1 protein-coding gene is annotated in these 226 nt (G+C 59.3%); it reads left to right on the top strand.

All coding sequences use genetic code 11. The features are described from left to right. Window positions 1–226: immunoglobulin-like domain-containing protein (locus tag DM807_RS00005; RefSeq protein ID WP_179026913.1), on the top strand; the 226-nt coding region annotated here is incomplete at both ends.

Here is a 226-nt window from a genome sequence, read left to right as displayed (position 1 = left end):
TGACCCTGAGCAACAATGCTCAGGTCACCATCAAAGCCGGCGACACCAGCGTCAAGTACGAGCACGCAGCGCAGGGCGATGACGTTTATCTGGACAGCGGCGAAATCAGCCTTGGCATCAAGTCGGCTGTGGATATCGACGGTCGCACCTTCGAGAACCTGGAGTTGGGCGGCGCGGCGAAAGTCGACGTCACCGACACCACCGACGAAGTGATCGCGAAACTGAC

It is taken from the genome of Pseudomonas hunanensis, from assembly GCF_013393325.1.
GTDB classification, from domain to species: domain Bacteria; phylum Pseudomonadota; class Gammaproteobacteria; order Pseudomonadales; family Pseudomonadaceae; genus Aquipseudomonas; species Aquipseudomonas putida_P.
The sequence above is the reverse complement of the archived record's forward strand: the minus strand, read 5'-3'. Positions and strand labels throughout refer to the sequence as shown.